Source organism: Methylobacterium indicum (assembly GCF_001043895.1).
GTDB classification, from domain to species: Bacteria; Pseudomonadota; Alphaproteobacteria; order Rhizobiales; family Beijerinckiaceae; genus Methylobacterium; species Methylobacterium indicum.
Map to the genome: position 1 here is coordinate 1 of NZ_JTHF01000192.1, position 526 is coordinate 526.

Sequence of the window (526 nt, forward strand, 5' to 3'; positions counted from 1 at the left end):
CCCGCCTGGAGCGAAGCGGCTGTGTCGGCGTTCGCGCCGATAGTTCGAGCCGCTTCGCGGCACTTCTTGTGCTGGATCCCGGATCTCCTTCCGCTTCGCTGCAGTCGTCCGGGAAAGGGGTGGGAGGAGGGATTTTGTTTTAATTGTTGAGGTCGGCTGAGAGGTCGCGCCAGTCTGGGTTCATGGCCTCGATCAGCGACAGTTTCCAAGAACGACGCCACTTCTTGAGCGCATATTCGCGATGGCGGGCATCCGTGATCAGCTCGTAGTGCTCGTACCAGACCAGATGAGTCACGTCGTAACGCGTCGTGAAGCCAGGTATGTGAGCTTGCTGGTGCTCGTGGATCCTCCGGCAAAGATCGGTCGTCGAGCCGAGATAGAGCGTGCCGTTACGCCCACTCGCCAGCATATAGACGAAACCGCCCTTTGCCATGCGCACACCGCCCTTTCCCGGACGACTGTAGCGTAAGCGGAAGGAGATCCGGGATCCAGCACGAGAAGTGCCGCGAAGCGGCTCGAAATATCG

Annotated in this window: 1 protein-coding gene; it reads right to left on the minus strand. The window is 59.9% G+C overall.

What is annotated here, in order from left to right:
- Positions 1-139 precede the first annotated feature (139 nt).
- Positions 140-526: GIY-YIG nuclease family protein (locus QR78_RS22195; protein ID WP_420890964.1), on the minus strand; the 387-nt coding region annotated here is incomplete at its 5' end.